This window comes from Rhizobium leguminosarum bv. viciae USDA 2370, assembly GCF_002008365.1.
In the GTDB taxonomy this organism is placed as follows: domain Bacteria; phylum Pseudomonadota; class Alphaproteobacteria; order Rhizobiales; family Rhizobiaceae; genus Rhizobium; species Rhizobium leguminosarum.
This window is the reverse complement of sequence record NZ_MRDL01000025.1, coordinates 260746-284581: the sequence shown is the minus strand read 5'-3', so window position 1 is coordinate 284581 and position 23836 is coordinate 260746. Positions and strand designations below refer to the sequence as shown.

23 protein-coding genes are annotated in these 23836 nt (G+C 62.1%); 13 read left to right on the top strand and 10 right to left on the bottom strand.

Going from position 1 to position 23836, the window contains the following annotated elements:
• Positions 1–54 precede the first annotated feature (54 nt).
• From BS629_RS12350 to BS629_RS12340, 3 genes are all read left to right on the top strand, one after another.
• Positions 55–1257 carry a phosphoglycerate kinase gene (locus tag BS629_RS12350; protein ID WP_026188520.1) on the top strand — a complete coding sequence of 401 codons (1203 nt, stop codon included), beginning with the start codon at positions 55–57 and terminating at the stop codon, positions 1255–1257.
• Positions 1258–1481: 224 nt separating this feature from the next.
• Positions 1482–2507 carry a class I fructose-bisphosphate aldolase gene (locus tag BS629_RS12345; RefSeq protein WP_077988260.1) on the top strand — a complete coding sequence of 342 codons (1026 nt, stop codon included), beginning with the start codon at positions 1482–1484 and terminating at the stop codon, positions 2505–2507.
• Between the two features lie 157 nt (positions 2508–2664).
• A complete protein-coding gene (locus BS629_RS12340) occupies positions 2665–3588 on the top strand; it encodes a PhzF family phenazine biosynthesis protein (RefSeq protein ID WP_018243474.1) in 924 nt (307 codons plus the stop codon).
• 45 nt (positions 3589–3633) lie between these two features.
• Here the strand turns inward: BS629_RS12340 and BS629_RS39185 are convergent, their stop codons facing one another.
• On the bottom strand, positions 3634–3798 hold the full coding sequence (locus BS629_RS39185) for a hypothetical protein (protein ID WP_018243475.1): 165 nt from the start codon (positions 3796–3798) through the stop codon (positions 3634–3636).
• 173 nt (positions 3799–3971) lie between these two features.
• Between BS629_RS39185 and BS629_RS12335 the strand changes: the two genes are divergently transcribed.
• The 3 genes from BS629_RS12335 to rcdA all read left to right on the top strand — a co-directional run bounded on the left by BS629_RS12335 (position 3972) and on the right by rcdA (position 6455).
• Positions 3972–5270, top strand: a complete 1299-nt coding sequence (locus BS629_RS12335; RefSeq protein ID WP_018445941.1) for an MFS transporter — start codon at positions 3972–3974, stop codon at positions 5268–5270.
• An 86-nt stretch (positions 5271–5356) separates the two neighbouring features.
• Positions 5357–5548: a DUF1192 domain-containing protein gene (locus BS629_RS12330; protein WP_018243477.1), complete on the top strand. Its 192-nt coding sequence runs from the start codon at positions 5357–5359 to the stop codon at positions 5546–5548.
• 391 nt (positions 5549–5939) lie between these two features.
• Positions 5940–6455 (top strand): protease adaptor protein RcdA, encoded by a 516-nt coding sequence (gene rcdA, locus BS629_RS12325; RefSeq protein ID WP_018243478.1) that lies wholly within the window; start codon positions 5940–5942, stop codon positions 6453–6455.
• A gap of 188 nt (positions 6456–6643) precedes the next feature.
• On the opposite strand, the gene rpmE is transcribed toward rcdA, so the two are convergent.
• Positions 6644–6865 (bottom strand): 50S ribosomal protein L31, encoded by a 222-nt coding sequence (gene rpmE, locus BS629_RS12320; protein ID WP_003542805.1) that lies wholly within the window; start codon positions 6863–6865, stop codon positions 6644–6646.
• A 193-nt stretch (positions 6866–7058) separates the two neighbouring features.
• On the opposite strand from rpmE, the gene BS629_RS12315 reads away from it, so the two are divergent.
• The 5 genes from BS629_RS12315 to BS629_RS12290 all read left to right on the top strand — a co-directional run bounded on the left by BS629_RS12315 (position 7059) and on the right by BS629_RS12290 (position 12352).
• Positions 7059–8861, top strand: a complete 1803-nt coding sequence (locus BS629_RS12315) for an ABC transporter transmembrane domain-containing protein (protein WP_018243479.1) — start codon at positions 7059–7061, stop codon at positions 8859–8861.
• 143 nt (positions 8862–9004) lie between these two features.
• The gene (locus BS629_RS12310) at positions 9005–9997 is read left to right on the top strand and encodes a Bug family tripartite tricarboxylate transporter substrate binding protein (protein ID WP_018243480.1); all 993 of its coding nucleotides are present in this window, start codon (positions 9005–9007) and stop codon (positions 9995–9997) included.
• A 287-nt stretch (positions 9998–10284) separates the two neighbouring features.
• The gene (locus BS629_RS12300) at positions 10285–10473 is read left to right on the top strand and encodes a YegP family protein (RefSeq protein WP_017968150.1); all 189 of its coding nucleotides are present in this window, start codon (positions 10285–10287) and stop codon (positions 10471–10473) included.
• Positions 10474–10740: 267 nt separating this feature from the next.
• Positions 10741–11079, top strand: coding sequence for a YciI family protein (locus BS629_RS12295; protein ID WP_026188521.1), 339 nt, complete (start codon positions 10741–10743; stop codon positions 11077–11079).
• A 7-nt stretch (positions 11080–11086) separates the two neighbouring features.
• The gene (locus BS629_RS12290; RefSeq protein WP_077988259.1) at positions 11087–12352 is read left to right on the top strand and encodes an RNA polymerase sigma factor; all 1266 of its coding nucleotides are present in this window, start codon (positions 11087–11089) and stop codon (positions 12350–12352) included.
• A gap of 84 nt (positions 12353–12436) precedes the next feature.
• On the opposite strand, the gene BS629_RS12285 is transcribed toward BS629_RS12290, so the two are convergent.
• From BS629_RS12285 to BS629_RS12275, 3 genes are all read right to left on the bottom strand, one after another.
• Entirely contained in the window at positions 12437–13468 is a 1032-nt protein-coding gene (locus BS629_RS12285; protein ID WP_018243484.1) for a peptidoglycan -binding protein, read from the bottom strand.
• A 3-nt stretch (positions 13469–13471) separates the two neighbouring features.
• The gene (locus tag BS629_RS12280) at positions 13472–14575 is read right to left on the bottom strand and encodes a MotA/TolQ/ExbB proton channel family protein (RefSeq protein ID WP_018243485.1); all 1104 of its coding nucleotides are present in this window, start codon (positions 14573–14575) and stop codon (positions 13472–13474) included.
• A 111-nt stretch (positions 14576–14686) separates the two neighbouring features.
• The gene (locus tag BS629_RS12275; protein WP_018243486.1) at positions 14687–15487 is read right to left on the bottom strand and encodes an inositol monophosphatase family protein; all 801 of its coding nucleotides are present in this window, start codon (positions 15485–15487) and stop codon (positions 14687–14689) included.
• A gap of 218 nt (positions 15488–15705) precedes the next feature.
• On the opposite strand from BS629_RS12275, the gene BS629_RS12270 reads away from it, so the two are divergent.
• On the top strand, positions 15706–16284 hold the full coding sequence (locus BS629_RS12270) for a TetR/AcrR family transcriptional regulator (RefSeq protein ID WP_018243487.1): 579 nt from the start codon (positions 15706–15708) through the stop codon (positions 16282–16284).
• Positions 16285–16358: 74 nt separating this feature from the next.
• The gene (locus tag BS629_RS12265; RefSeq protein ID WP_018243488.1) at positions 16359–17099 is read left to right on the top strand and encodes a 3-oxoacyl-ACP reductase family protein; all 741 of its coding nucleotides are present in this window, start codon (positions 16359–16361) and stop codon (positions 17097–17099) included.
• Between the two features lie 83 nt (positions 17100–17182).
• Here BS629_RS12265 and BS629_RS12260 read toward each other — a convergent pair whose 3' ends face one another.
• The 5 genes from BS629_RS12260 to BS629_RS12240 all read right to left on the bottom strand — a co-directional run bounded on the left by BS629_RS12260 (position 17183) and on the right by BS629_RS12240 (position 23601).
• On the bottom strand, positions 17183–18280 hold the full coding sequence (locus tag BS629_RS12260) for a protein-glutamate methylesterase/protein-glutamine glutaminase (protein WP_018243489.1): 1098 nt from the start codon (positions 18278–18280) through the stop codon (positions 17183–17185).
• Positions 18281–18340: 60 nt separating this feature from the next.
• Complete coding sequence (locus BS629_RS12255) at positions 18341–19198, bottom strand: CheR family methyltransferase (RefSeq protein WP_018243490.1); 858 nt, start codon at positions 19196–19198, stop codon at positions 18341–18343.
• A 30-nt stretch (positions 19199–19228) separates the two neighbouring features.
• On the bottom strand, positions 19229–19711 hold the full coding sequence (locus tag BS629_RS12250; RefSeq protein WP_018072866.1) for a chemotaxis protein CheW: 483 nt from the start codon (positions 19709–19711) through the stop codon (positions 19229–19231).
• Positions 19708–21516, bottom strand: coding sequence for a methyl-accepting chemotaxis protein (locus BS629_RS12245; protein WP_018243491.1), 1809 nt, complete (start codon positions 21514–21516; stop codon positions 19708–19710). The genes BS629_RS12250 and BS629_RS12245 overlap by 4 nt, the downstream gene beginning before the upstream one ends.
• A 162-nt stretch (positions 21517–21678) precedes the next feature.
• Entirely contained in the window at positions 21679–23601 is a 1923-nt protein-coding gene (locus BS629_RS12240; protein ID WP_018243492.1) for a HAMP domain-containing methyl-accepting chemotaxis protein, read from the bottom strand.
• Between the last annotated feature and the right edge of the window lie 235 nt (positions 23602–23836).

The window sequence follows — 23836 nt, the reverse complement described above, 5'->3', positions numbered from 1 at the left end:
ATGATCCTTGCTATGTTCGGCGCAACTTTCGCCAACCACGACAGGATCCTCCCCATGCCTTCTTTCAAGACCCTCGACGATCTTTCCGACCTCCGCGGCAAGCGCGTTCTCGTCCGCGTCGACCTCAACGTCCCGGTGAAAGACGGCAAGGTCACCGATACGACGCGCATCGAGCGTGTGGCGCCAACGATCATGGAATTGTCCGAAAAGGGTGCCAAGGTGATCCTGCTGGCTCATTTTGGCCGGCCGAAGGATGGCCCTTCGCCGGAGCTGTCGCTGTCGCTGATCGCCCCTTCCGTCGAGGAAGTCCTTGATCATGCCGTGCTGACGGCCTCCGATTGCATTGGCGAGGCCGCCGCCTCCGCCGTTGCTGCGATGAATGACGGCGATATCCTACTTTTGGAAAACACCCGCTTCCACAAAGGCGAAGAAAAGAACGACCCCGACCTCACCAAGGCGCTTGCCGCCAACGGCGATATTTATGTCAACGACGCCTTCTCGGCCGCCCACCGCGCCCATGCCTCGACCGAGGGTCTTGCTCACCACCTGCCGGCCTATGCCGGCCGCACCATGCAGGCAGAGTTGGAGGCGCTGGAAAAGGGTCTCGGCGATCCGGCTCGCCCTGTCGTCGCGATCGTCGGCGGCGCCAAGGTCTCCACCAAGATCGACCTCTTGATGAACCTCGTGAAGAAGGTCGATGCGCTCGTCATCGGCGGCGGCATGGCCAATACCTTCATCGCCGCTCGCGGCACCAATGTCGGCAAGTCGCTCTGCGAACATGATCTCGCCGAAACCGCCAAGCAGATCATGATCGAGGCCGCCACCGCCGGCTGCGCCATCATCCTGCCGGAGGATGGCGTGATCGCCCGCGAGTTCAAGGCAGGCGCCGCCAACGAGACGGTCGATATCAACGCCATTCCCGCCGACGCCATGGTGCTCGATGTCGGCCCGAAATCCGTCGAGGCCATCAACGCCTGGATCGAGCGCGCCGCAACCCTGGTCTGGAACGGCCCGCTCGGCGCCTTCGAGATCGAACCCTTCGATGCCGCAACCGTCGCTGCCGCGAAATACGCTGCTGGGCGCACGGTAGCCGGCAAGCTCACCTCCGTTGCCGGCGGCGGCGATACGGTCTCGGCGCTCAACCATGCCGGCGTTGCCGACGATTTCACCTATGTTTCGACCGCCGGCGGCGCCTTCCTCGAATGGATGGAAGGCAAAGAGCTTCCCGGCGTCGCGGTCCTCAACGCTGCAAAATAATCCGCAAGACTGATTTCGCAGATTTTACATGTGGATAGACCGCGGAAGAAAAGAAGCTTCCGCGGTCTTTTGCTCAGAGGACGAAAAAAATCCCAACTTTCAAACGATTGAATTGAATTCAATCGTTTCAATGACTTAGCCTTCCATTTTCCTCCCTATAAACTTCTGTTATCCGCGTTCTATATTCCTGAAGTGCCGATGTTTATTGTTGTGGAGAGAACGAAATGAGCGAACGAGTGGAAGACATTGCAGTGCAGATGGTTACGGGCGGCCGGGGACTGCTCGCCGCCGATGAATCGACCTCCACCATCAAGAAGCGTTTCGACGCGATCAATCTCGAATCGACCGAAACCAGCCGGCGCGACTATCGCGAAATGCTCTTCCGCTCCGACGAAGCGATGAAGAAATATATCTCCGGCGTCATCCTCTTCGAAGAGACCCTGTTCCAGAAGGCCGCGGACGGCACGCCTTTCGTCGATATCATCCGCGCTGCCGGCGCCATTCCCGGCATCAAGGTCGATACCGGCGCCAAGCCGATGGCCAAATATCCCGCTGAAACCATCACCGAAGGCCTCGATGGCCTCGGCGAGCGACTTGCCAGATATTATGAAGCCGGCGCCCGCTTCGCCAAGTGGCGCGGCGTCATCGCCATCTCGTCGACCTTGCCGACCCGCGGTTCCGTCCGCGCCAACGCTCAGGCGCTTGCTCGTTATGCCGCACTTTGCCAGGAGGCCGGGATCGTTCCGATCGTCGAGCCGGAATGCCTGATGGACGGCAAACCGGGCGACCACAATATCGACCGCTGCGCCGAAGTAACCGAGTTCACGCTGCGCATCGTCTTCGAGGAACTCGCCGATGCCCGCGTCAACCTCGAAGGCATGATCCTGAAGCCGAACATGGTGATCGACGGCAAGAACGCCCGCAAGGCCTCGGTCGCGGAAGTTGCCGAACGCACTGTCAAGGTGTTGAAGGCGACCGTTCCATCAGCCGTTCCCGGCATCGCCTTCCTCTCCGGCGGCCAGACGACCGAAGAAGCGACAGCCCACCTTTCGGCGATCAATGCCACCGGCGGCCTGCCCTGGTTCGTCACCTTCTCCTACGGCCGCGCCCTGCAGGACAGCGCGCTCAAGGCCTGGAGCGGCAAGCAGGAAAACGTCGCCGCCGGCCAGCGCGAATTCGCCCACCGCGCCGAGATGAACAGCCTCGCCGCCAAGGGTAACTGGAAGAAGGACCTGGAAAAGGCCGCGTGATTATTAACGCTTAGGACTGGGCAGGGGCGGCAAAAGCAGTGTAGCCGCCCCTGCCCCGTCCCTCTCCCCTTCCTCCCATTGTCACGGCGACAAGAAACCGCTTCGTTCCCTCGAAAACCGTGATTACTCATAGCGGCCTGTCACAACAGGAGCCGCCATGAACACCCTCTCCTACGTCACCGTCGATGTTTTCACCTCCACTCGCTTCGAGGGCAATCCGCTTGCCGTCATTTCCGATGCGCGCGGTCTGAGCGATGCGGCGATGCAAAAGATCGCCACCGAGTTCAACTATTCCGAAGTCACATTCGTCCTGCCGCCGGAAGACGCTCAAAATTCCGCCCGCGTGCGCATCTTCACGCCGACGATGGAAATACCCTTCGCCGGCCACCCGAACGTCGGCACCGCCTATGTGCTCGGCCAGCAGGCGGAGATCTTCGGCAAGCCGGTCGGCGATACGCTGCGCTTCGAGGAAAAGGCTGGCCTCGTCGAAGTCAGCCTGAAACGCAGCGGCGGAAAGGTTGCTGCTGCCGCCATCCGCGCACCGCAGCCGCTGGCGATCGGCGATATCATTGCCGAGGACACCGTCGCCGGCTGCGTCTCGCTCGACCCTGGCGTCATCGTCAGCACCACCCATGCCCCGGTCTTCGCCTCGGTCGGCCTGAACTTCGCCATTGCAGAGCTGAATGGGCTCGAAGCGCTGGCCGCCGCCCGCCCGAACCTTGCCGGGTTTCAGGCAGCTGCCGGCCGCCAGGCGACGAGCGGCCACGACTTCTCGCTCTTCCTCTATGTGAGGACAGCCGAAAATCCATGGAATATCCGCGCCCGCATGTTCGCGCCGCTCGATAACGTGCCCGAAGATCCGGCAACGGGCAGCGCGTCTGCGGCGCTTGGCGCCTATCTCGTCTCACTTGCGCCGGAGGCCGATATGAACGCCCGCATCACCATTGAACAGGGCGTCGAAATGGGCCGCCGCAGCGTCATCACCCTTGATGTCGCGAAGTCCGGCGGCATCGTCAGCGATGTCGTCATCTCCGGAGGCTGCGTTTCCGTCATGTGCGGAGAAATAAGCTTGCAGGACTGACGATCCCGGTGGGGTCGTCGCCCCCGGTTATGCGTAATCCAGGGGCTACATCATGAAGTCGCGTGAAAGCAGAGCCACTGCCCAGACGCCGAAAGCGATCAGCGCGATCTTCCAGAAATCCATCCGCCGTCGGAGGCCGGGAAGCCCGAGCGGCTTGATCAGCTGTATCGCCATGGCAAGGATGAGCAGCAAGGCTATCAGCTTTGTCATGCTTTATTTTTTCCGTTTTTCGGAATGTCACAGGACGGACATTTTTCCGCGCGAACAAGAGGATCTCGACACGCCGTAAAGACATTCCGGGGCACAATCAATCATCTTGAGGCTGGGCTGACGCAGGTCCTGCCTTATGTCCATTGCAAATCGCTAAGACCGAGTCTGGGGAAATGAAGAGAAATCTGCTGTCCGTCGCCGCGCTGCTCTTTGGTACGCTCTTCCTTTTCATGGGCAATGGCCTGCAGGGCATCCTGCTTCCTGTGCGCGGCAATCTCGAAGGCTACGCCACGACGACGCTCGGCCTGCTCGGCACGTCATGGGCTGGAGGCTTTGTCATCGGCTGCCTGGTGGCACCGAAATTGGTGCGCCGTGTCGGCCATGTGCGCGCCTTCTCCGGCTTCATCTCGATCATCGCCATCATCGCGCTGGTCAGCGGCATCATCATCCATCCGGTCTGGTGGGTGGTTCTGCGGGCCGTCACAGGCTTCTCCACCGCCGGCACGTCGATGATCATCGAAAGCTGGCTGAACGAGCGCGCCAGCAACGAGAGCCGCGGCGCGATCTTCTCCCTCTATATCGGCATCACACTGCTCGGCGTTGTCGGCGGCCAGATGATGATCCCGCTCGAGGATGTGCGCACGCCGGTGCTGTTCATGATCTGCGGCATCTTCTATTGCATCGCCATGCTGCCGACGACGCTTTCGACCGCCGCTTCGCCGCAGCCGCTGAAGGCGGTGCGCCTCGACCTGCCTGCGCTCTATCGCAACTCGCCGGTCTCCTGCCTCGGCATCCTGCTCGTCGGCATCGCCAATGGTGCCTACGGCACGCTCGGCGCCGTCTTCGGCGCCGGCGCCGGCCTCTCCGACACCAGCATCGCCATCATGATGAGCGCCACCATCTTCGCCGGCGCCGTGATGCAACTGCCGGCCGGCCGGCTTTCCGATCGCATTGACCGGCGCTATGTGCTCGCCGCCATGTCCGGCATCGCCGCCGTTGCGGGCCTGCTGATCTTTCTGCTCCACCCGACGTCCGCCGGCTTGCTGATCGGGCTCGTTGTCCTTTACGGCGCGGTGGCAAATACGCTCTATCCGATCGCCGTTGCCCACGCCAACGACTTCGCGGCGTCGGAGGATTTCGTCAAGGTCTCCGGTGGCCTGCTACTGCTCTACGGCATCGGCACGGTGATCGGCCCGACGATCGGCGGCCCGGTCATGTCGGCGATCACCCCACATGCGCTTTTCCTCGTCACCGCCATCGCCCATGTGCTGATCACCGTCTACGCCATCATCAGAAGCCGGATCCGCGCCGCCGTCCCGGCCAGCGACCGCGACGCCTACACGACGATCCCGACCGGCACCTCGCCGATGCTGACACCGCAAAGCATGTCGCTTGCCGATCGCGGCACCGGCAAATCTCCTGAAACCGGAAAGTCTCCCGAAAGCGGCGATCCTGCGGTAAAGTTCGGCTAGAGCCATTCCAGCAAAAAGTGCGCGGCGGTTTTGCGTCCGGAATTGCGTGGAAAAACTATAGAGCATTGGCAAACGGAGGACGAACCATGAGCTTCATCGATGATGACCGGCCGCAGAAGAAAGTCGCCCACGAGATCGGCGCCGATCTCTCCATGCTTTCGGTCGACGAGTTGAAGGCGCGGGTGGAATTGCTGAAGACGGAGATCGCCCGTCTCGAGGCCGAGGCCGGTCGCAAGGCCTCCGGGCGGCAGGCGGCGGAAAGCTTCTTCCGCTCGTAATCCGCTAAAAACCCCAAAAAACAAGGCTATAGGCGGATAAAATTACCCGCCTCAAGTCTTAATTCGGCACAATGTTAATAAAATATTAAGCTTTATAAGATATTACTATATTCATCCGGATTTTCTCTGGATCTCAGACAGTTTTCCAAGCGGTGAATTGGTCTGATTTTTCTCCCTGTTTTACCTTGAGAGCCGCGTTTGCGGCTCTTCTTTTTCCTATGGCCGGCGCACTTCCACGAAACTGTGGAGATTAACCCTTTCTTAAGAAACGGCTTGCGCATTTGGGCTAATGATACCATCTTAAAGTCATAAAGACCCGGCCTGGAAACTTTTCCGTCGGTGCCGGCGTTACCTGAATATATGTAGCTGCGTGCAAACAGGGACTATTGCGATGTCGGAAGTTGGGTTGAACACGATCAGTTTTGCAGGCCGCGCCGCTGCATCCTCGCAGTTCAAGGCACTTTACGCGGAAGGCATGTCGCTGGTCGAAGAGACTGCCGCCTACCTCGACGGCCAGGGCCGCGCCGCCTCCAAGGTTCTGCCGCGGATGGCCTCGGTTCTCTACGCCGCGGAATCGATGCGCCTGACCACCCGCCTCATGCAGATGGCCTCCTGGCTGCTGTTGCAGCGCGCCGTCAACAATGGCGAAATGTCCCGTGACCAGGTGCTCGCTGAGAAGAACAAGGTTCGCCTCGACGGCTTCAACGTCGACCGCGCCGCACCCGGCTGGGGTGACCTGCCAGAATCCTTCCGCGACCTCGTCGAACGCTCGCTGCGTCTGCAGAACCGTATCGCCCTGCTCGACCGCGAGATCTACCGCCCGTCCGAAGCGGTGATCATTCATGATAATCAGAACAGCGTCCAGGCCCAGCTTTCCCTGCTGCAGACCGCCTTCGGCAACAACTGACCGATCCGCAAGAACTCGATACAAACCGGCTGCGTCTTACGTGGCCGGTTTTTTGTTTGCCGCTGAACACCACCATTCCGACAGCGTCCTTGGCACGTCTGAAAAGACGCGACACGCTGTAAGCCATTGCAAACGCAAAAAAGCCCGGCGAAACCGGGCTCTCTTCGAATTCCATCGAGCAAAAGCGATTAGAGGCCGAGGCCGCCGAAACGCTTGTTGAACTTGGAGACGCGGCCACCGCGGTCCATGAGCTGCTGGTTGCCGCCGGTCCAGGCCGGATGCGACTTGGAATCGATCTCGAGGTTCATGACAGCGCCCTCCGAACCCCAGGTCGAGCGGGTTTCGTATTCGGTGCCATCGGTCATGACTACCTTGATCATGTGATATTCGGGATGGATGCCTGCCTTCATAACAATCTTCCTGCGATACCGGAGTTCAATTTGCCGCATGCAGTTGCGGCCAACGAACCGATTGAATAAATGAAGCCGCAGTCGTGATGGCTACGGCTTCCCATTAGGATGCGGTGCCTATACATGAAGGACGCCTAGATAACAAGAGCCTACAGGCCGCATTGCGCGGGTCCTGCGGGCGATCGGAGACGATTTGGCAGAGCAGGCACGGGCTGAGGAAAACAAAAGGCGGTCGCTACAGCCGCTCGGCAGGCTGACGCCCTACGTCATGCGTTATCGCGGCATGGTGGCCGGTGCGCTGATGTCGCTGGCGCTTGCCGCCATCACTTCGCTGGCGCTGCCGCTCGCCGTGCGTCGCATGATCGATCACGGCTTCACCCAGTCGGACGGCCGCTTCATCAACAGCTACTTCGCCATGCTGATGGTCATGGCCGTCGTGCTCGCGGTCGCAAGCGCGCTGCGTTATTATTTCGTCATCACCATCGGCGAGCGCATCGTCGCCGATCTTCGCCGCGATGTCTTTTCCCATGTGACGAGGCTGTCGCCCTCCTTCTTCGACGTCAACCAGTCCGGCGAGATCGTCTCGCGCCTGACCGCCGATACGACACAGATCAAGTCGGCCGTCGGCGCCACCGCCTCGGTGGCGCTCAGGAACCTCATTCTCTGTATTGGCGCCATGGGCATGATGATCGTCACCTCGCCGAAGCTTTCGAGCCTCGTCATCGGAGCGATCCCGCTGATTGTCTTCCCGCTCGTCGCCTTCGGCCGCTCGGTGCGCAAACGTTCGCGCGCCGCCCAGGATACGCTCGCCGATGCCTCCGCCTTCGCCAACGAGACGATCGCCGCGACCCGCACCGTTCAGGCCTTCAACGGCGAGGATGCCGCAGCGACGCGTTACGGCACTGCCGTCGAATCCGCCTACGAGGCTGCCCGCGCCGCGATCCGCTCGCGCGCGCTGCTGACGGGGATCGCCATCACGCTGATTTTCGGCAGCGTCGTCGCCGTGCTCTGGGTCGGCGCCCATAGCGTGCTTGCTGGCACGCTCTCGGCCGGCACGCTCGGCCAGTTCCTGCTCTATGCCGTCATCTCCGCCGGGTCGCTAGGCGCGCTGTCGGAGGTCTGGGGCGAACTTTCGCAGGCAGCCGGTGCTGCCGACCGGCTGACCGAACTTCTCGACGAAGTCTCGCCGATCACAGCCCCCGCCAGCCCGCAGGCTCTTCCTTCGCCTAGCCGTGGTCGCGTCGAATTTTCCGGTGTGCATTTCGCCTATCCCTCGCGCCCCGGAAAATCGGCACTGCATGGCTTAAGCTTCGCCATCACGCCAGGCGAGACGGTCGCCATCGTCGGCCCGTCCGGTGCCGGCAAGAGCACCGTCTTTTCGCTATTGCTGCGCTTCTACGATCCGCAGCAGGGCAGCGTGACGATCGATGGCGTCGACGCGCAGCTGACGACGCCCGACGAGCTGCGCCAGCGCATCGCCATCGTGCCGCAGGATGTCACCATCTTTGCCGCCTCGATCCATGACAACATCGCCTTCGGCCGCCCCGGCGCCTCGCGTGACGAGGTCCGCGCCGCAGCCCTTGCCGCGCAGGCCGACGAATTCATCGCCCGGCTGGACCAGGGTTACGAGACCGAGGTCGGCGAACGCGGCATCATGCTCTCCGGCGGCCAGCGCCAGCGCATCGCCATTGCCCGCGCCATCCTGAAGAACGCCTCCGTGCTGCTGCTCGACGAGGCGACCTCAGCGCTTGACGCCGAAAGCGAGACGCTGGTGCAGAAGGCGCTCGACGGCCTGGTGGACGGCCGCACGACGCTCGTTATCGCCCATCGCCTGGCAACCGTGCTGAAGGCCGACCGCATTCTCGTCATGGATCAGGGCCGCGTCGTCGAGGAGGGCACGCATCAGAGCCTGATCCGCCATGGCGGCATCTATGCCCGGCTGGCGCGACTGCAATTCGACGCCGCCAACGAGGATGTGCTCGCTGCGGCGAAATAGCCGGCGCGCACTTCTCCCGCCAACAACGACTAAAGTCTGAACCCGCTGCGCCTCCCCGCAGTTGTCTTTCGCGCGTTCTGCCCTAACCTCTTCATTCCCCCGGGTGGGGATATGGCTGCTGAAATCCTTGGGAGGAGATAGGAATGGCACTTTCCGATATGACGCGACGTACGGGCCTTGCGCTCGGTTTCGGTGTGCTTGCGGCCCTTGCCGTCGGTGCGTCTGCCACTGCTGCGGATTTTCCCGATCGCGCGATCACCATGGTCGTGCCCTTCGCGGCCGGCGGCTCGACCGATGTCGTCGCCCGCATCGTCGCGCAGAAGATGTCAGAGGATCTCGGCCAGCAGGTGATCGTCCAGAACGTCGCCGGCGCCGGCGGCAATCTCGGCGCCGGTAACGTCGCCCGCGCCGAACCGGACGGTTACACCATCCTGATGGGCACCGTGGCGACCCACGCCCTCAATCCGCTGATCCTCAAATCGACCCCCTACGATCCCGAGAAGGATTTCGCGCCGATCTCGCTGCTCGTCGTCGTGCCGAATGTGCTGGTCGTCAATCCGGAATTGCCGGCGAAGACCGTGCAGGAGCTGATCGCCCTGCTGAAAGCCGAGCCCGACAAATACAGCTACGCCTCATCGGGCAACGGCACGCCGCTGCATCTTTCCGGAGAGCTCTTCAAGTCCATGGCCGGCGTCAGCATGCAGCACATTCCCTATAAGGGCGCCGGCCCGGCATTGAACGACGTCATCGGTAACCAGGTGCCAATCATGTTCGACAATCTGCCCTCGTCGTCGAGCCACATCAAGGCTGGCACCCTGCGGGCGCTGGCGGTGACCACGGCCGAGCGCGCGCCCTCCTTCCCCGATGTGCCCACGATCGCCGAGTCAGGCATTCCAGGTTACGAGACCTATACCTGGAACGCGCTTTTCGCCCCTGCCAAGACGCCGAACGAAGCGGTGATGCGCCTCAACGCCTCGGCTAAAAAGGCGCTTGCCGACCCTGCCGTCGCTGAACGCATGAAGGAATTCAGCGCCACCATCGTCGGCTCGACGCCGGAGGAACTCGCCACCCATGTGAAGGCCGAACTCGCCAAATGGGGACCGGTCGTCAAGGGCGCCAACATCCAGATGGAGTGATGCCGGAGCACGATGCCGAAAAGTGCGAGCGGTTTTCGGACGACATCATGCTCTCACTATTTAACTTAGAACAGGATTCAGATTTTAGGCCGACCCGGCCTAAAATCATCCTGTTCTCGGGGCATAGCCGCTGGCGCCCTCATTCGCTTGCGTCCAATGGAAACGGTGACAATTGGACGCTAAGCAACCCAATCCTGATTAAGGCAGTGGAAAAGCTCGCCATTTTGATCTAGCCTCCGCTAAGCTGATGGTTGCAATTCAGCGTTTTGGGATTTCGGGAGACATCTATGTATAAATTCGAAGTCTATAAGGATAAGGCCGGCGAGTTCCGCTTCCGCTTCAAGGCATCGAACGGGGAAGCTATGTTCTCGTCTGAGGGCTACAAGGCGAAGGCGTCCGCCATGAGTGCCATCGAATCCATCAAGAAGAACACGCCAAGCGCCGAGGTCGTCGACCAGACGAAGGCCGAGTCTTGAGCAGACCGGCAGCGGCGGCGTGATTGCCGCCCTGCCCTTTCGCACCCTTGAGCAGCGCCGGCGCCCTTGAGCCCGGCCCGCTTGCGATTTTCGGTGCCCTTTTTCTTTTTCGCATATTTTTTTGAAAGCCATGTCGAAACGACCGGTGGTCGCGCCTCATTGTTTCGGAACGGCCGCGCCGCTCCGCCGGGCTTTACGATTTTCGGGATCTCGATCCCCGCTATCGGCATGCCCGGATCAACGCAACAACGAGATCAGGAGTTTTCCATGCAATATGCTCTCATCATTCGCGAGGCCGCCGAGGATTTCGCCCGCCGCGGCGATCCCGCTTATCGCGACGGCTGGGTCGCCTACAGCAAGGCGCTCGCTCAGGCAGGGATCATGACCGGCGGCGCCGGGCTGACAGGCCCGGAAACCGGCACGATCGTGCGCCGCAAAGGCGAGGAACACGATGTTCAGGACGGGCCTTATCCGGAAGGCAAGGAACAGCTCGGCGGCTTCTATCTGATCGACGTCCCCGACATCGATACAGCACTCGAATGGGCGACCCGCGTCCCGATCTCCGACAAGGGTTCGGTCGAGGTGCGTCCGCGCTTGCAGATGTGAGGCGGTAATGCCGCCCGATGCCGGACGCGCTGCCGAAAAGGTGGCGCGTCAGTCCTACGGCAAGCTGATCGCCTTCCTCACCGCCCGCTCGCGCGACGTGGCGGCAGCAGAGGACGCATTGTCGGAAGCGCTGGCTTCGGCGCTTCGCGTCTGGCCGGAGCGCGGCATTCCCGGCAATCCGGAAGCCTGGCTGCTGGTTGCCGCCCGCCGCAATCTCATGCAGGCGGCCCGCCATCGCACTGTCGAGGCCAATGCGCAAACGACGATATCGATCGCCTTTGAGGAGGCGGAGGAACGTATGAACGGGGCCGGCAACGCCATCTTTCCCGATGAGCGGCTGAAGCTGCTCTTCGCCTGCACCCATCCCGCCATCGACCGCTCCGTGCATACGGCGCTGATGCTGCAGACCGTTCTCGGCATCGAGGCAAAGACTATCGCGCGGACCTTCGTCGTCTCACCTGAGGCGATGAGCCAGCGGCTGGTGCGGGCCAAGGTAAAGATCCGCGATGCCGGCATTCCCTTCGCCGTCCCGCCTCGCCCCACCTTGCCGGAGCGGCTTGCGGCGGTGCTCTCGGCGATCTACGCGGCTTACGGTCTCGGCTGGGACGGTCTCGACGGAGAGGACGAACACCCTTCACTTGCCGGCGAGGCGATCTGGCTCGGCCGCGCGCTTCTGGCGGTGCTGCCGGACGAACCGGAAGCGGTCGGGCTGCTCTCCTTGATGCTTCATTGCGAAGCTCGCCGCAGCGCCCGGCGCGACGGTAGCGGCCGATATGTGCCGCTGGACGAGCAGGATATGGCCGCGTGGAACGCGATCATGATTGCCGAGGCGGATGCACTGTTGCGCAAGGCCGGCGGCTTCGACCATTTCGGCCCCTTCCAGTGTCAGGCGGCGATCCAGTCCGTGCATGCGGCGCGCCGGCTGTCAGGTACGACCGACTGGCAGGCGCTGACGACACTCTACGCGGCGCTGGTGATGATGAAGCCGACGCTGGGTGCACGTGTCAGCCAAGCTGCGGTGATCGGCAGGGCCTTGAGCACCGCTGCCGGCCTGGAAGTGCTCGACCGGCTCGATCCGCGCGACGTCGCAAGCTACCAGCCCTACTGGGCCGTGCGTGCCTTTCTCCTGACCCAGGCCGGCGATGATACCGCGGCAGCCGATGCCTATATGACAGCGATCGGCCTCAGCGACAGCCCCGCCGTGCGCGATTTCCTCGCCGGCCGCCTGAAGGGCGCGCAGCAGGGAATGTCGGGCCACTGCATAATTCCCTAAATCGGAATCGATTTAGGGAATTATGCAGCAATTCAAAGTGTTACAGCGTCCTTTGCGCGTCTGAAAAGACGCGCGGCGCTGTAATCATTTCTCGGTCAGCTTCAGCTCGATGCGGCGATTGGTAGAGTGCGCATCCGGCGTATCGCCTGGCGCGATCGGCTGGAACTCGCCGAAGCCGGCGGCGACCAGCCGATCGGCTGGTACACCCTGTGCGATCAGAAACTTGACGACCGAAATCGCGCGCGCCGAGGAGAGCTCCCAATTGTCGCGATAGCGACCCGTTCCGGCAAGCGGCACATTGTCGGTATGGCCATCGACGCGCAGCACCCAATTGATCTCCGGCGGAATTTCCTTGGCGAGATCGAGGAGGGCCGCGGCAAGCTTCGCCATTTCGGTCTGCCCCTCCGGGTTGAGATCGGCGCCGCCCGATGGAAACAGCACTTCCGACTGGAAGACGAACCGGTCGCCGACGATGCGGATATTCTCGCGGTCCGAGAGGATCTCGCGCAGACGGCCGAAGAAGTCGGAACGGTAGCGGTTCAGCTCCTGCACGCGCGCGGCGAGCGCCACGTTGAGGCGACTGCCGAGGTCGGCGATCTTGGTCTGCGAGACCCGGTCTTTCTCCTCCGACGCCTGAAGAGCAGCTTCGACGGCGGCGATCTGGCTGCGAAGCGCTGATATCTGCTGGTTCAGCAGTTCGACCTGGCTGAGCGCCCGTTCGCTCACCTGCTTCTGCTCGTCAAGCTCCTGCGTCATCGAGCCGATCCGCTTCTGCGCCGCATCCTGACCGCCCGAACCGGCATTCAGCAGCGCCTGCAGCCGCGAACGGTCGCCTTCGGCGCTGGCAAGCGAGGCCTGCAGGTTGGCGACAGAATCCTGGAGATCCTGGTTGCTACCCTTTTCGAGCGCGAGAAGCTGCGTCAGCTCGTTGATCTGGCTGTTCAGGCGATTAAGCACCTCATCGCGTCCGGTGATCTCGCGGCTGAGGATGAACTGCCCGACGACGAAGACCGTCAGCAGGAACATGATTGAGATGAGCAGCGTCGACAGCGCATCGACGAAGCCCGGCCAATAATCCACCGCGCGTTCGCGGCGCCGGTTGCGGGCAAGAGCCATAGCTTACTTGCCCTCGCTCTTTTCTGTCTGGCTGGCGCGGTCGCGCATGCGCTCGCCCCTCTCGCCTGCGCGCTCCTGCACGCCGATGCGCTCGGCAAGCCGGTCGAGCGTGCGGCGCATGGCCTTCGCCTCGTCCTGCTGTGCCTCGATCCAGTCGCGCAGCATCTGCTGCTCGTTGCGCATGTTCTTGACGAGGCCCTGAATACCTTCGGCAAGGCTCGCCATGGCGGCGACGGAGCGCTGGCTGCCGGCGCCGCCCTCTTCGGAGACCTTGCGCAGATAATCGGAGAGCGCGCGCATGTCGTCCGAGGAGCCGCCGGATACGGCCTCGAGAGCCGGGGCAAGATCGGAGCCGACATCCGTGACCGAGGAAAGCCAGTTTTCCAGCTCCATGTAGAAGCGGTTTTGCGCGCGGCCGGCCTGCAGGTCGAGGAAGCCAAGAATGAGCGAACCGGAAAGGCCGAGCAGCGAGGAGGAGAAGGCCTGGCCCATGCCGGAAAGCGGCGTGGAAAGCCCTTCCTTCAGCGCCGAGAGCACGTCTCCGGTGCCGTTCGAGCCGGCATCGAGGGACTGAATGACAATGCTGATCGAACTGATCGTGCCGATGAGGCCCCAGAAGGTGCCGAGCAGGCCGAGGAAGACCAAGAGGCCGATCAGGTAGCGTGAAACATCGCGCGATTCGTCGAGGCGGGTAGCGATCGAATCGAGGATCGAGCGCAGCGCCGTCGTCGACAGCGCCACTGAGGACTTGCGGCTGCCGAGCAGCGCCCGCATTGGCGCAAGCAGCCGCGGATTGCGGTTCACCTTGTCGGCGCTGCCGGCGGCGCGGAACGAATTAAACCAGCGCACCTCAGGGCGAAGCGCCAGTACATGGTTGAAAACAAGGATGATTCCGACCGCGAGAACGCCGACGATCAGGCCGTTGAGGCCCGGATTGTGCATGAAGGCGGTCTGCGTCTGCCGGAAGAGGATGGCGGCGATAAAGCCGACGATGACGAGGAAAAGCAGCATCGTCCAGAGGAAGGGCATGGGACTCGAAAGCCTGTTGGCATAAGTGCCAGCCGTCTTTTCGGTGGAGCCGATCTCCGCCACATTCACATTTTCCATAGGGTCGCTGCCTCCGGAGTCATTGCTGGCGGAGACTAGAGCAACATTGTGCCGAATTGAAGTATGCCGGGGCGAAAACCGTGACTTTACAACAGCCAGATTTTCGTTCGGTCACTTGGCCGGAACCGGCCGCTTGACGACTTCGATCAGCGCCTTGTGGATGATCTCGTTGCCGGCGACGATCGCGCCGCTCTCCAGCATCGTCGCGCCACCGTCCCAGTCGGTGGCGAAACCGCCGGCTTCGCGGATGAGCAGAATGCCGGCAGCCATGTCCCACGGCGCAAGCTCCGCTTCCCAGAAACCGTCGAACCGCCCGGCAGCGACATAGGCAAGATCGAGCGTCGGCGAACCCAGACGGCGGATGCCCGCCACTTCGCCCATCACGTGGCGAAGTTCGACCAGGAACTTGCCGTGATTGCGCTTGCCGAGCGCCGGCACACCGCAGCCGATGACGCAATCCGACAGCGCGCGACGCGCGGCGACGCGCAGGCGTCGGTCGTTGAGGAAGGCGCCGCCCCCGCGTTCGGCGGTATAAAGCTCGTCGGTTGCCGGATTGAAAACGACGGCGGCAACGATCTCGCCGTTGCGTTCGAGCGCGATCGAGACAGCAAAGGCCGGGATGCCGTGCAAGAAGTTCGTCGTGCCGTCGAGCGGGTCGACGATCCAGCGATGCGCGCCGTCGGTGCCCTTGATTTCCTCGCTTTCCTCGCCGAGGAAGCCATAGGTCGGACGCGCCTTGAGCAGCTCTTCCCTGACGATCTTTTCGGCCTTGCGGTCGGCGGTGGAAACGAAGTCACCCGGTCCTTTCACGGACACCTGCAGGTTCTGCACTTCGCCGAAATCACGTCCCAGCGACTTTCCTGCCTTGAGGGCAGCCTGAACCATGACATTGAGAAGAGCTGAACGGGCCATCGGCGCATTTTTCCTTGGGACTGATACGGGGCGCGCGCGCTGCCAGGGGCGGGAAGTGTCCCTGAACATGCATGACAGGCAGCGCTGCGAAGATTGGCGGCCTCAAGACCACAAAATCAGGGAAATTTCAAGGGGAGGCACGCATGGCTGCCCTGCGGCGGCGGAAACCATTCATTTTATTCTGGACAGATCAGTCCAATAAGAGTAGAAGCCTGTTCATGGCACGACACAAGGAATTCGATCGCGACACCGCCCTTCATGCCGCCATCGGCGTATTTTCCGAGCATGGCTATGAAGGCACCTCGACCGAGCAATTGCTGACGGCGATGAAGATCAGCCGGCAAAGCATGTACGACACCTTCGGCGACAAGCGCGGTCTCTATCTGGAAGCGCTAAAGCGTTACAATGTGGAGAGCATCGACAAGATCATCGCCGATCTTCGCCGCGAAAACCGGCCGATCGAGGCTCTGGAAGGCGCTCTCGTCGCCTTCGCCTCGCGTCCCGCTGCCGAGGCGCGGCGCGGCTGCCTCGGTGTCAGCGCCATCTGTGAATTCGGCCGTACCGATGCCGAGATCGCAGCTCTTACCGACAGCGCCGGCCACGCGCTTCACGCGGCGATCGAAAGCCTTCTCGCTGAGGCTCGCAGGACCGGAGATCTCGCAACAGATATCGATATCGCCGACGCCATTCCGTTTCTCGGCGCTGCCCTGTCGGGCATGAAAGTCAGCGCCCGAAACGGCGTCCCACCCGAGACGCTCCGCGGTATCGCACACATGGCAATCAGAAGCCTCCGCTGACGACGGGGCACCTCCGAACCGGCCTTTCCATGACCAATTATAGACTGATCAATCCAAAAACAAAGGAAACCTGCATGTCTCAACCCCTTTCCACCAAGATCGCTCTCGTCACCGGCGGCTCGCGCGGCATCGGTGCCGCCATCGTCCGAAGGCTCGCCGCTGACGGCGCCGCCGTCGCCTTCACTTATTCCAACTCCGAGCACAAAGCGAAGGCAATCGTTGCCGAGCTGGAGGCTGCTGGCGGCAGGGCGCTGGCGATCCGGGCCGACAGTGCCGATGCGAAAGCCGTACAGGATGCCGTCGCGCTGACAGCCGGGCATTTTGGCGGTCTCGACATTCTCGTCAGCAATGCCGGCATTCTCATCCTCAACCCGCTCGACGACTATTCGCTCGAAGATTTCGACCGGATGTTCGCCGTAAACGTCCGCGCTGCCTTCGTCGGCATCCAGGCAGCGGCAAGACACATGAAGGAAGGCGGCCGCGTCATCACCATCGGCAGCGTCACCGCCGATCGCAGCGGCTTTCCGACCTCCTCGGTCTATAGCATGACGAAAGGCGCGATCGCCTCGATGACCAGCGGCCTCGCCCGCGATCTCGGCCCACGCGGCATCACCGTCAACAACATCCAGCCCGGCCCGACGGCGACCGACATGAACCCCAATGAGGACGATCATGAGCGCCTCAAGCCGCTGATGGCGCTTGGCCGCCTGGGTGAGGACCGCGAGATCGCCGGCCTCGCCGCCTATCTCGCCAGTGCCGAGGCCGCGTTCGTCACCGGCGCCAGCCTGACGATCGACGGCGGTTATCTCGCCTGAATGCAGAACCTAGAGGGCTACAATAAAAGTCGGCGGCATCCTGCGACACCGCCGGCTTCGATCCCGTCCAGTTCAAACAGGTCCTAAAACTTCTGTTGTGTCATCAGCACTTCGCGAGCGATCTGATCGAGCGGCAGGACCCGGTCGACGCCGCCTTTGGCGATCGCCTCCTTCGGCATGCCGAAAACGACGGAACTCGCCTCGTCTTGCGCCACCGTGTAGGCGCCGGCCTGGTGCATTTCCAGCATGCCGCGCGCACCGTCGTCGCCCATGCCGGTCATGATGATGCCCATGGCGTTGGAGCCGGCCGAGCGCGCCGCCGAGCGGAAGAGCACGTCGACGGAAGGCCGGTGTCGCGACACCAGCGGCCCGGTCTTCACGCTCACATAATAGCGCGCACCCTGGCGCTCGAGCAGCATGTGCTTGTCACCAGGCGCGATCAGCACATGGCCGCGCAGCACCGGATCGCCATCGACGGCTTCCTTGACCTCGACCTCGCAGAGCCCGTTCAGCCGCTTGGCGAAGGCGGCGGTGAATTTCTCCGGCATGTGCTGGACGATCACCGTACCAGGCGCATTGGCCGGCAGTTCTTCCAGGAACTCGCGCAGTGCTTCGGTGCCGCCGGTGGAAGCTCCGACGCAGACGACCATCTCCGTCGTCTTCGCCATGGCCCGCCCCGTCGGTGGCGGCAGCATCACATCCGCCGTCAGTTTCTTGGCCGGCCCCTCCGCTGAAGCGGAACGGATGGTTCCGGCGGCGCGGCGGACATTGGAAAGTCGTGCATGCGAGGCGCTCTTGACGACTTCGCGAATACGCATCGCATCATCGGCAAGGCTGTCGGCGGCCCCGATCTTCGATTTCAGAATGACGTCGACCGCACCGGCCTCCAGCGCCTGGATCAGCGTCTCCGAACCCGCCTCCGTCAGCGACGAACACATCACGACAGGGATCGGCCGCTGCGCCATCAGCTTGCGCAGGAAGGTAATGCCATCCATGCGCGGCATCTCCACATCGAGCGTGATGACATCGGGGATCTCCTCCTGCAGCTTCCGCGCCGCCATGAAGGGGTCGGATGCGACCGCCATGATCTCGATATCGGGATCCTGCTCCAGCACGTGGGTCAGCGTCTGGCGGACGCTGGCGGAATCGTCGATGATGAGAACGCGGATTTTCTTAGCCATGAATGCCCCTAATGCATGCCGTCCAGAAGTGCGCAGCGGTTTTGGGATGACGCCATGCGCTTAGATACGCTGAAATACCGTATTCGAGACCTGCTTCAACGGCAGATCGAAGCCGGTGATCGATTCAGAATGGCCGATGAACATGTAGCCGCCCTTCGCCAGGCAATCACAGAGGCGGTTGAGCACGCCGGCCTGAGTCTGCTTGTCGAAGTAGATTAGCACGTTGCGGCAGAAGATGACGTTCATCGCCTCGCCGATCTGGTATTTCTCGTCCATCAGGTTCATGCGGGCAAAACCAATCTTGCTGCGCAGTTTCGGCGTGATGCGCACCTCCCGCCGATCCGATTGCTTGGCCGTCAGCACGTATTTGCGCTGTAGATCGCGCGGCACGGGCGCGACGAGGTCTTCCGGGTAGATGCCGCGGCGCGCCGTCTGCAGCACGTCGGTGGAAAGGTCGGTGGCCAGAACGCTGTAGGAGACGTCGTTGCGGCCTTCGGTGAATTCCGCCAGCACCATCGCCATCGTGTAGGGCTCGGCTCCCGTCGAGCAGGCAGAGCTCCAGGTGCGGATGGTCCGAACGCCGCTATTGGCGATCGTTGGCAGCGCTACCGTCTGCAGATAGTCGAAATGCTTGGCTTCGCGGAAGAAGTCGGTCTTATTCGTCGTCACCACGTCGATCAGGTAGACGGTTTCCTGGTCGAGCCCGTCGTGATTGAACAGGAAGTCGCAATAATCGTCGAAGGTGGCATGGTTGGTTGCGCGAAGGCGGCGCCTCAGCCGCCCTTCGAGCATCGTCAGCTTGGTCGGCGGCATCTTGATGCCGCTGTAATCGTAGATGAACCGGGCAAGCTTGTCGAAATTGCGCTTGCTGATCCGGTCGCCCGGCAATTGGGTTTCCACCGCTGCTGCCATACTCATAGAACGCAGTACTCCGAGTTGATGCGCGGGTCAGGCCGCCGATTGCAGTGCCGAGGCGTCCTCGCGCGACAGCAACCGTGCAAGATCGATGATGACGACGAAGCCGTTTTCACGGCGAACGACGCCGGCGATATAGTCCGAGCGCCAGCGCACGCCGATGTCAGGCGCCGCCTCGATCTGCTCGCGCCGGAACGGCGTGACCTCGAAGACGCGGTCGGCGACGAGGCCGAGGGTCAGGAGCCGGCTTTCCATCGGCACGTCGAGGACGAGCACGCGCGTATGCGGCGTCGGCACGGTCTTCGTCATGCCGAGCTTCAATCGAAGATCGATCGTCGGCACGCCCTGCCCGCGCACGTCGCGCAGGCCGAGCAGATAGTCTGGACCATTCGGAATCTTGAAAGCTTCCGCATAGTCAAGGATTTCCCGTACGACCTCAACCGGCACGGCGAAAATCTCCTCGCCGAGGCTGAAGGTCACGAATTGCGCTTCCAGGGATGTCGTGGCCATGATCATGCGCTTTCCTTGAATTCGGCGTCCCCATCGTCGGGACCGCCCATGGAGAGATCGAGAGCGAAGCCTTTTACCCGCGCCTGCTGGCCGGCAACGCTGTTGGCAGCCGGCTTCCTGGTGCTGGGCTTGCGACCGGCGGCCTGTGCCGGACTGCGGACCGTGACCTTGGCGGCCGGCGTGCGGGACTGGCGATTGCTTGCTGTATCGACCTTGAAGAAGGCAATCGAAGCCTGCAGCTCTTCCGCTTGGGTCGCGAGCTCTTCCGAGGTCGCCGACATCTGCTCGGAAGCACCGGCATTCTGCTGCGTCACCTTGTCGAGCTGCTGGATCGCCTCGTTGATCTGCGAGGCGCCGACATCCTGTTCGCGGCATGCGGCGCTGATCTCGGAGACCAGTTCCGCCGTCTTGCGGATGTCGGGCACCAGCCGGCCGAGCATGTCGCCGGCTTCCTGAGCGGCCTTCACCGTATCGCCCGACATAGAGCTGATTTCGGCAGCAGCCGACTGGCTGCGTTCGGCAAGCTTGCGCACTTCCGAGGCGACGACCGCAAACCCCTTGCCGTGCTCTCCGGCGCGCGCCGCTTCGACGGCAGCATTGAGCGCCAACAGATCGGTCTGGCGGGCGATTTCCTGGACGATGCCGATCTTCTCGGCAATGGTCCGCATCGCCTGTACGGCGCGCGTCACCGCGTCACCACTGGCTTCCGCGTCCTTGGCCGACTGACGGGCAATCTTCTCGGTCTGGGCGGCGTTATCGGCATTCTGCTTGATGTTGGCGGCCATCTCTTCCATCGAGGCGGAAGCCTCTTCGGCCGAAGCCGCCTGTTCTGTGGCGCCCTGCGACACCTGCTCGGAGCTCGAGGACAGTTCCTGGCTGCCCGCCGAGACATTTTCTGCGGCAGCAGCCGCATCGGAGACGACGCCACGCAGGCGCTCAACCATCTGTTCGAGGGCAATGCCGAGCGTGTCCTTCTCCGAAAGCGGCTTCGGAGACACCGTCAGGTCGCCGTTCGCGATCTGGTTGGCGATCTCAGCAGTGCTGCGAAGATTGTCCGTCATGACGTTGATCGTGTTGACCAGATCCTTGATCTCGTCGTTGCTCTTGATCTCGATCTTCTGGTTCAGGTCACCGATGGCGACGGCGCTGGCAACGTTCATGATCTTGCGCAGGCCGCTGTTGACACCGAGCGCGATCCACAGCGCAGCAGCGAACGCGATGACGGAAGCCCCGATAGCGATGCTGATCAGCATGTTTTTCGTCGAACTATAAAGAATGTCTGTATCGTTATCGGCTTGCGTCATCGACTTCTGCTGAAGCGTGACGAGCGTCTCGAAAACATCTTCGAGTTCCATGACGAGAGCGCGAACCTCTCCGGACGAAAGCGCCGCTGCCGCTGCCCTGTCGCCACTTTCCTGGATAGAGGCGACTTTGTTGGAGCCCTCACTGAAGCGTTTGGCCAACTCGACCAGCCTGTCCCAGGTGGGCTTGCCCTCGGCAGTTGCGAGCTGTTGGCCGCCCGTGGCGAAAACTACCATTTCATCCAGGCTCTTCGCCGAATTCTGGTAGTCCTTCCTGGCTACTTCCGGATCCATTTCCAGAAGGGCATTCTTCTGCCAGCGAACAGCATTAAGCTCCGCAGTCTTTGCCTCTAGAGCCAGTTCCAGCCTCTTTGCCGGACCCGAAATAAGGTTGCCGACAGCATCGTTCAGGGAACTGAGGCTGATGATTCCATAGACCGCGCTGCCCACCAGCAACAATATGACAAAGCCAAATGCGGCTGCGAGCTTAAGTTTAATCGTAATACGCATCTCAATATACCTCTCCGAGAGCGAAGCAATAAATGTGGACCAGGGGGCGCGGCATCATGCAGCAAAGACATTCCGGTAGGCGAAGCGTGCGTCGCGGGCCATCCTGATTGGCCCACGACAATTGCGAACGGGGAGCGGTCATGCGCTTTCCCCAGGGGAGCGCTATGCGCTCTCCCTAAACTCGTCATCGGCCGTATCGGGACCGCCCATCGACATGTCGAGGGCAAACCCCTTCACGCGGGCCTGCTGACCAGCGATCGTATTGGCCGGCGCCTTACTGACCGGTTTGCGCGGTGCGGCCGAGGCCCGGCTGCGGGCGGTGAGTTTTACAGCCGGCGCGCGCTCGCGGCGCCCACCCGCCATATCGACCTTGAAGAAGGCGATCGACGTCTGCAGCTCTTCGGCCTGGGAGGCGAGTTCCTCGGAGGTCGCCGACATCTGCTCGGAGGCGCCGGCATTCTGCTGCGTCACCTTGTCGAGCTGCTGGATCGCCTCGTTGATCTGGGCAGCACCGATATCCTGTTCGCGGCAGGCGGCACTGATCTCGGAGACCAGTTCCGCCGTTTTGCGAATGTCGGGCACCAGCCGGCCGAGCATGTCGCCTGCATCCTGGGCGGCCTTGACCGTATCGCCCGACATAGAGCTGATTTCGGCAGCAGCCGACTGGCTGCGTTCGGCAAGTTTGCGCACTTCAGATGCGACGACCGCAAACCCCTTGCCGTGTTCACCCGCACGAGCAGCTTCGACGGCGGCGTTGAGCGCCAACAGATCGGTCTGGCGGGCGATTTCCTGGACGATGCCGATCTTCTGGGCGATCGTGCGCATGGCGTCGACAGCGCGGGAAACCGCCTCGCCGCTGGCTTCCGCATCCTTGGCCGACTGGCGGGCGATCTTTTCGGTCTGGGCAGCGTTGTCGGCGTTCTGCTTGATGTTGGCGGCCATCTCTTCCATCGAGGCGGAAGCCTCTTCGGCCGAAGCCGCCTGTTCGGTGGCGCCCTGCGACACCTGCTCCGAGCTTGCCGAAAGTTCCTGGCTGCCGGAGGAGACGTTCTCGGCGGCAGAGATCGCATCGGCCACGACGCCGCGCAGGCGCTCGACCATCTGTTCGAGCGCGAGGCCCAGCGCATCCTTGTCGGAGAGCGGCTTTGGAGACACCGTCAGGTCGCCGTTTGCGATCTGATCGGCGATGCCGGCGGTGGTCCGCAGGTTGGAGATCATGCTCTGCATCGCGATGCCGAGCGTATCCTTATCCGAGAGCGGCTTGGCATCTGTGCTGAGGTCGCCCATGGCAATCTGATCGGCAAGAGCTGCCGTGGTGCGCAGATTGGCAGTCATGCTGTTGACCGTGTTGATGAGGTCCTTGATCTCGTCATTGGTCTTGACATCGACCGTCTGGTTAAGGTCACCGATTGCGACGGCATTTGCGACGGTCGTGATTTTCCTCAGGCCGTTGTTGATTCCGAGCATGATCCACAATGCTGCACCGAGCGCCACAAGCACGGCGATGCCGGAAGCAGTGCTGAGGATCAGCTTGGTCGAGTTATAAAGATCGGTGTTCGCCTGATCGGTCGTCTTCATGCCCTTGCGCTGGATCTCGATGAGTGCGGCAATCGCGTCACCCATGTCGTTGGTCATCGTGCGCAGGTCGCCGAGCGACAGCGCCAGCGCGCCGGCTTGATCGCCCCTGGCGTCAAGCTGCTGCAGCTCGGCGGATCTGTCGCGGAATTTCGCGCCGATCGTCTGCAGCTTTTCCCAATAGGGTTTTCCTTCCGGCGAAGCGATGGCGTGGCCGGCATCGACGGCCTCAAACATGGCCTGCAAGTTCTGGTCGGCCTCCTTGTAGAAACCGGCAGCGCTGTCGGGATCCGTGGAAAGCAGTGCGTTCTTCTGAGCGCGTATGGCGTTGACTTCGGCGACATTGGCGGTCAGTGCCAGTTCCAGGCGGCGCATCGGCCCGTCGATCATCTTGCCGCTGGCGTCATTCAAGGTGCCGAGGCTCATGCTTCCGTAGATGGCGATGCCAATCAACAGCAATGTCATGATGCCGAAGGCAAGCCCCAGCTTGAGCTTGATGGTGAAACGCATGTGGTACCCCCTCTATGCGGTCAAAACGAATGGATAGAAACGCGTCCCATCGGCGGGACGTCGAACTTGAAAGTGATGTGTCTGAAAAGGGGGAAAGCGACTACATTCACTTCCCGGCAGCCGGACATCTATCGATCGCAGCGCCAACGCCTACATGCGTTGGGGGACATTCCCGTCTCGGGCCGCCGGAGCAGCCCGAGGGATCAGTTTGAGGCGAAGGCGCATAAGCGCTTCC

What these genes read in the sequence shown, in the direction of transcription:
- BS629_RS12290 (WP_077988259.1), top strand. Translation starts at nt 11,087, where the DNA reads ATGCCGCCCGATGCCGGACGCGCTGCCGAAAAGGTGGCGCGTCAGTCC.
- BS629_RS12295 (WP_026188521.1), top strand. Translation starts at nt 10,741, where the DNA reads ATGCAATATGCTCTCATCATTCGCGAGGCCGCCGAGGATTTCGCCCGC.
- BS629_RS12335 (WP_018445941.1), top strand. Translation starts at nt 3,972, where the DNA reads ATGAAGAGAAATCTGCTGTCCGTCGCCGCGCTGCTCTTTGGTACGCTC.
- BS629_RS12245 (WP_018243491.1), bottom strand. Translation starts at nt 21,516, where the DNA reads ATGCGTATTACGATTAAACTTAAGCTCGCAGCCGCATTTGGCTTTGTC.
- BS629_RS12340 (WP_018243474.1), top strand. Translation starts at nt 2,665, where the DNA reads ATGAACACCCTCTCCTACGTCACCGTCGATGTTTTCACCTCCACTCGC.
- BS629_RS12280 (WP_018243485.1), bottom strand. Translation starts at nt 14,575, where the DNA reads ATGGAAAATGTGAATGTGGCGGAGATCGGCTCCACCGAAAAGACGGCT.
- rpmE (WP_003542805.1), bottom strand. Translation starts at nt 6,865, where the DNA reads ATGAAGGCAGGCATCCATCCCGAATATCACATGATCAAGGTAGTCATG.
- rcdA (WP_018243478.1), top strand. Translation starts at nt 5,940, where the DNA reads ATGTCGGAAGTTGGGTTGAACACGATCAGTTTTGCAGGCCGCGCCGCT.
- BS629_RS12345 (WP_077988260.1), top strand. Translation starts at nt 1,482, where the DNA reads ATGAGCGAACGAGTGGAAGACATTGCAGTGCAGATGGTTACGGGCGGC.
- BS629_RS12300 (WP_017968150.1), top strand. Translation starts at nt 10,285, where the DNA reads ATGTATAAATTCGAAGTCTATAAGGATAAGGCCGGCGAGTTCCGCTTC.
- BS629_RS12350 (WP_026188520.1), top strand. Translation starts at nt 55, where the DNA reads ATGCCTTCTTTCAAGACCCTCGACGATCTTTCCGACCTCCGCGGCAAG.
- BS629_RS39185 (WP_018243475.1), bottom strand. Translation starts at nt 3,798, where the DNA reads ATGACAAAGCTGATAGCCTTGCTGCTCATCCTTGCCATGGCGATACAG.
- BS629_RS12285 (WP_018243484.1), bottom strand. Translation starts at nt 13,468, where the DNA reads ATGGCTCTTGCCCGCAACCGGCGCCGCGAACGCGCGGTGGATTATTGG.
- BS629_RS12240 (WP_018243492.1), bottom strand. Translation starts at nt 23,601, where the DNA reads ATGCGTTTCACCATCAAGCTCAAGCTGGGGCTTGCCTTCGGCATCATG.
- BS629_RS12250 (WP_018072866.1), bottom strand. Translation starts at nt 19,711, where the DNA reads ATGATCATGGCCACGACATCCCTGGAAGCGCAATTCGTGACCTTCAGC.
- BS629_RS12275 (WP_018243486.1), bottom strand. Translation starts at nt 15,487, where the DNA reads ATGGCCCGTTCAGCTCTTCTCAATGTCATGGTTCAGGCTGCCCTCAAG.
- BS629_RS12330 (WP_018243477.1), top strand. Translation starts at nt 5,357, where the DNA reads ATGAGCTTCATCGATGATGACCGGCCGCAGAAGAAAGTCGCCCACGAG.
- BS629_RS12270 (WP_018243487.1), top strand. Translation starts at nt 15,706, where the DNA reads ATGGCACGACACAAGGAATTCGATCGCGACACCGCCCTTCATGCCGCC.
- BS629_RS12260 (WP_018243489.1), bottom strand. Translation starts at nt 18,280, where the DNA reads ATGGCTAAGAAAATCCGCGTTCTCATCATCGACGATTCCGCCAGCGTC.
- BS629_RS12265 (WP_018243488.1), top strand. Translation starts at nt 16,359, where the DNA reads ATGTCTCAACCCCTTTCCACCAAGATCGCTCTCGTCACCGGCGGCTCG.
- BS629_RS12255 (WP_018243490.1), bottom strand. Translation starts at nt 19,198, where the DNA reads ATGAGTATGGCAGCAGCGGTGGAAACCCAATTGCCGGGCGACCGGATC.
- BS629_RS12310 (WP_018243480.1), top strand. Translation starts at nt 9,005, where the DNA reads ATGGCACTTTCCGATATGACGCGACGTACGGGCCTTGCGCTCGGTTTC.